The sequence below is a fragment of the Allobosea sp. TAB14 genome, assembly GCF_052113865.1.
Lineage (GTDB): Bacteria > Pseudomonadota > Alphaproteobacteria > Rhizobiales > Beijerinckiaceae > Allobosea > Allobosea spartocytisi.
On record NZ_JBFRDQ010000286.1, the window covers coordinates 1 to 4,010 of the forward strand.

Here is a 4,010-nt window from a genome sequence, read left to right on the forward strand (position 1 = left end):
CCGACAACGCGGCTCGCGTACTGGGATTTCAGCATGTCAATCGTGCCGGTGATTTTCTCCAGGTCCTCGGCAATTTTCTTGAGCGTTTTGACCCCGATTTTTATCTCGATGATTGCCAAGGGAATGATTTCATTCTGCCAGACCACAATGTCGGTTCGGCATGAGCCCAGAGACTTTCGAACGGCAGCCGCTTTCTGGGTCATGCCGTTGACGAGATTGCGATTGAGGCACTCGACCTTCACTTGATAATCTTGCTCGATCAGTTCCCGCGCAATGTCGGCGGTCAGCAGATACTCGGTGGTGACGGGGCCGCCGCGATAGTCGGTCACGCGTGCGATGACGTCCGTTGCTTTTTTGACGCCTTCTTTGAGGGTCGCGAGCAATGCTGCGTCTGTAATCTGATCGATCATGGTGCGTCGTTTTTTCTGCCGACGGGAGCGAGGACGGCCGTGAGCTGAGCAACCAACCGCGCCCGCGCATCAGGGGTGAGCTTTTCCAGGTTCGCCTGTTTCCAAGCAACGGCGGGAAGCTCCGCCGCTCCGGGTAAGCCAAGCAGGTCCCAGTCAGGCGCACCGCGCTTGAATCCCAGCAGGAAATCCTTGTGCGCCTGCGGCATGCCGCCGACGATGGCGGCGACCATCGCCGCGCGCGCGGCGAGCAACGCTTCGAGGGCGACCGGCTCGGTAGTCATACCCTCAAAATTCTCGGTGAATTCGACGGCGATATCCTTTTGCGGCGACCCGAGAACTTCTGCCATCGGCCTGCCGTGGCTTATCAGGTAGACGATGAAGGCGCGGCGCAGATCGTCATCTATACCCTCGTTCGCGAGCAGGTCCTGAACGTCGAACAGATCGCGGGGATGCTGCCGGTCGAGGGCCGCCATGATTTTCCCGGCGTACAGGTCGGCAAAGGAGACGACACTGATTTCCGCAAAGCCGAATTGGTCTTCCACGGATGGCGAGACGTCGCGCACGGCGGGAGCATAGACGCACCCGCGCAGCACGGGCGTCACCTCGATCTTGATCTGAACCCGGCCCAGCTGAACGACGAGGCGCGTCAAGGGGCCGGTGCCTCCCGGACGGCTTTCGGTGATCTGCACGCCATTGATAGCAACCTTCAGCCGGTCACTGATGTGCAAAAGAGCCTGCTCGATGGCGACCAGCGATTCATCGCGCGGCGCGACCGGCAGGAACGTCAGGTCGATATCGACGGACAGCCGGGGCATGTCGCGGACGAACAGATTGATCGCTGTCCCGCCCTTCAGGGCAAAGCAATCCTCCGCGGCAACGGCCGGTAGCGACCGGACCAGGAGAGCCACCTGCTGCCGGTAGCGTTCATTTGCTGCCATACAGCTCCTCGGGGACAGTGATCATGTAATGCGGGTCTAGCTTTCCGCCGCGTGCGAGCATGCGTTTCCCGGTGCCGAGATCGATGGCGCTCTTATCGAGATGTTTGAGCCACGCGTGTTGATGGCGGTCGGCAAAAAACAGGAAGAGCCGTTTTACCTTCACGCTCTTGCAGTCGACCAGCAGCCTCTGAAGGCGGCGGGGTCTGAGCGTGGCCAGCCCTTCCATAAACTTGTCGGCCTGATCGAAGCTTTCGTGATTTGGCAGACCGTCAAGAAATTCGAGGATCGCCCGCTCCGGCGTCGATAATGTAAGGGGCCATTCCCACTGTCCCCACGGTATGGAGTCAAATGCGCCGTCCATTGCCTGCGTGCTGACTGCGCTACCATCGTTCAGATTCCACGCCAGACTGGTAAGGCCGCGCGTTATCGGCTCATTGCGAAACACGGTGGCGGTGTTGTGATAGTGAAACCGGACTCCTATCGGCAGGCGGTTCAGCCATGCCGGTATGGGTTTGCGCCCGTACAGGTGAACGTCTGTGTCTTCGCGGGTAAGATAGTGGGCGAAGCCCTGCAATGTGAGAGCAGTCCGCCCCCCGACCAGCGCGGGAAATTCCATCAGGGTCTGGAGCGATATGACGACCTGTTCCCAGACGAGTTTTCCGCCGGGGCGGCGATAAACCCCCTGGGTCAGCCGTTGGAGCCAGCCATTGGCGACGTACTTGTTACAGAGCTGAGGGGAATAGCCCTTTGCGGTCAGCCATGCCGCGCTCACGACCAACCCTTCGGGCAGGTCGCGTTGAAGTCGGTTTAGCTTTCCTGCATTTTCTTCACTCACAGTGTAGTTATAGCCTGGATTGCAAACCAGCGTCAAGTTTGCCTACCGCCCCAGACATATACCCAAGGTTTAGTAATTTCGATTTTCGTAAACCCATATAGAGTGATCTGAGCCCTTAAAACTGGATCGCTTTGAGCTAGAGTTTTCCGCGTCGTTTCTCGCGAACCTGATCCCGCTGCCCAGCCGCCCGTAACGCGGCCACCTGCGCGGCGACGGCGCCAGGTCCGACCACGCCAAGGAGCGCCTCCTCGATCGCATCGTCGACGCGCAGGCCGCCGAACGCGATGCAGGATGGGCCGCCATGGTCCATCCAGGCACGCGCAGCTGTAGCGCGGGATGCCGTGCCTGGCCCCGGTGTAGCGAAGCGTCAGCTTGCGGCCGCAGCGCCGGGCAGCGGATCAGGCCGGCAAGCAGCGCCTCGCCATGCTTGGGCGCGCCGTGATGCCTGCCGGTCGGAACATTGCCTGCCACCATCGCGCGGATCGCTTCGAACCTCTCCCAGCTCACATAGCCGTCATGGGCGCCGGGCTTCAGGGCGACAGGAGGCGTGGCAGACCGGAAATGATTTCCTTCACGCGCCCACCGGGGCCCTGAAGACGTCCACTTTCGTTTCCAGGCAGCGGCGCAGGTTCAGGTCCGTAGCGCCGACTGTGAACCAGCCATCTGGCTTTTGATAGAAATCTAAGCCGCGGCCTATCTTGATGATCCAGCCATTGTCGAGACGCACTTCACGGTCATGCAGATTGCCGTTCAGTTTCACATTCAAAGCCACGTCATATTCCAGCAGACTTTGTTTCAGTTCGTCCAACTTATCTCGGACGTCGGCCATATCGGTTTGCTGGTCATAGGACGTGATCAAGGTAATGTTTTGAACAGTCGATGCCTTAAGCACAGCTTCGCAGAGTCTGACAAAATTTGCGATCTGATGGGGCGCGCGGATATAAGGATCCTCGACGATCATCGACTTGGCACCCTCCAGGTAGGGGCCAAAAATTGTATCGTAAGAATGACCGGTGTCGCCATAGCCGATGGTGTAATGCCGCTCGACCGGGCCCATGGGCTCTGGCGATGAGATCACCGTGGGGACTTCAACGGACGAGGACGCCTCAATCGGTTCTTCTACGGTGGATGGCTGGGCCGGTGCAGATGAGGATTCATCGGACAGGGCACTCATCCTGAGGCGACGACGCGCGGGCTCCAGTGTCGCCGAGGCATTCGCGCTTTCTGGGCAATGGACGACGATCTCCCGTCCGTCCTTGTCGATGTAGGACAAGCCAATTTGCGCAAACTCGTCGTCCGGCTTCCTTTTATTCATTTGCTCTTTGACGCGGCGGCGGCATTCGATGGCATAGGCCACGTACTCGTCGAATTCCGCATCGGTTGGCGAGTCCGCCGGATGCAGGATTTTCAGTAGTGCGCAAAGCGTCTTTTTAATCCCCTTCTCGTCGCGCCCCTCAACGGCTGACCCTAGCTTTAGCCGTTTACCGACCTCTTCATAGCGATTGCTATGCTTGAGCTGGTGATGAAAGGCTTCCGCCAGAAAATCCGTGATGAGGCCGAACCTGTCGGTTAGAAACGCGCTGCTGTTCTTCGGCATCTCCCAGCCAGGCAGGTAACAGGCGAAACGATCCATGACGGCGAGGTCAAACTGATCCGGTAGAGGCTGAAACAGGTCGYATTCGGTCGAGTTGACGATTTGCTCCACAGACATGTCGATATTGCCGACGAACGCCAGGCTGGCGTCTGCAATGACCTCAACGCCGCGCGAAAAGCGTCCGTTGGCCATGAAGTCCTTCATAATCTGGATTGTGTCGGGATCCTTGATCT

4 protein-coding genes are annotated in these 4,010 nt (G+C 58.8%); all 4 read right to left on the reverse strand.

Annotation, left to right across the window (positions count from 1 at the left end; genetic code table 11):
* On the reverse strand, positions 1-410 hold a 410-nt coding region (locus AB4Y99_RS26360; protein WP_441525407.1), incomplete at its 3' end, for a hypothetical protein.
* Positions 407-1,348, reverse strand: coding sequence for a nucleotidyl transferase AbiEii/AbiGii toxin family protein (locus AB4Y99_RS26365; protein WP_441525408.1), 942 nt, complete (start codon positions 1,346-1,348; stop codon positions 407-409). The genes AB4Y99_RS26360 and AB4Y99_RS26365, both read right to left, overlap by 4 nt.
* On the reverse strand, positions 1,335-2,183 hold the full coding sequence (locus AB4Y99_RS26370; RefSeq protein ID WP_441525410.1) for a type IV toxin-antitoxin system AbiEi family antitoxin domain-containing protein: 849 nt from the start codon (positions 2,181-2,183) through the stop codon (positions 1,335-1,337). Before AB4Y99_RS26370 ends, AB4Y99_RS26365 begins: the two co-directional genes overlap by 14 nt.
* Positions 2,184-2,754: 571 nt before the next feature.
* Positions 2,755-4,010, reverse strand: a 1,256-nt coding sequence (locus tag AB4Y99_RS26375) for a BREX system Lon protease-like protein BrxL (RefSeq protein ID WP_441525409.1), incomplete at its 5' end; no start/stop codon positions are given.

Excerpts from the sequence above, each read along its gene's own strand:
- AB4Y99_RS26365 (WP_441525408.1), bottom strand. The coding sequence starts at position 1,348 with ATGGCAGCAAATGAACGCTACCGGCAGCAGGTGGCTCTCCTGGTCCGG.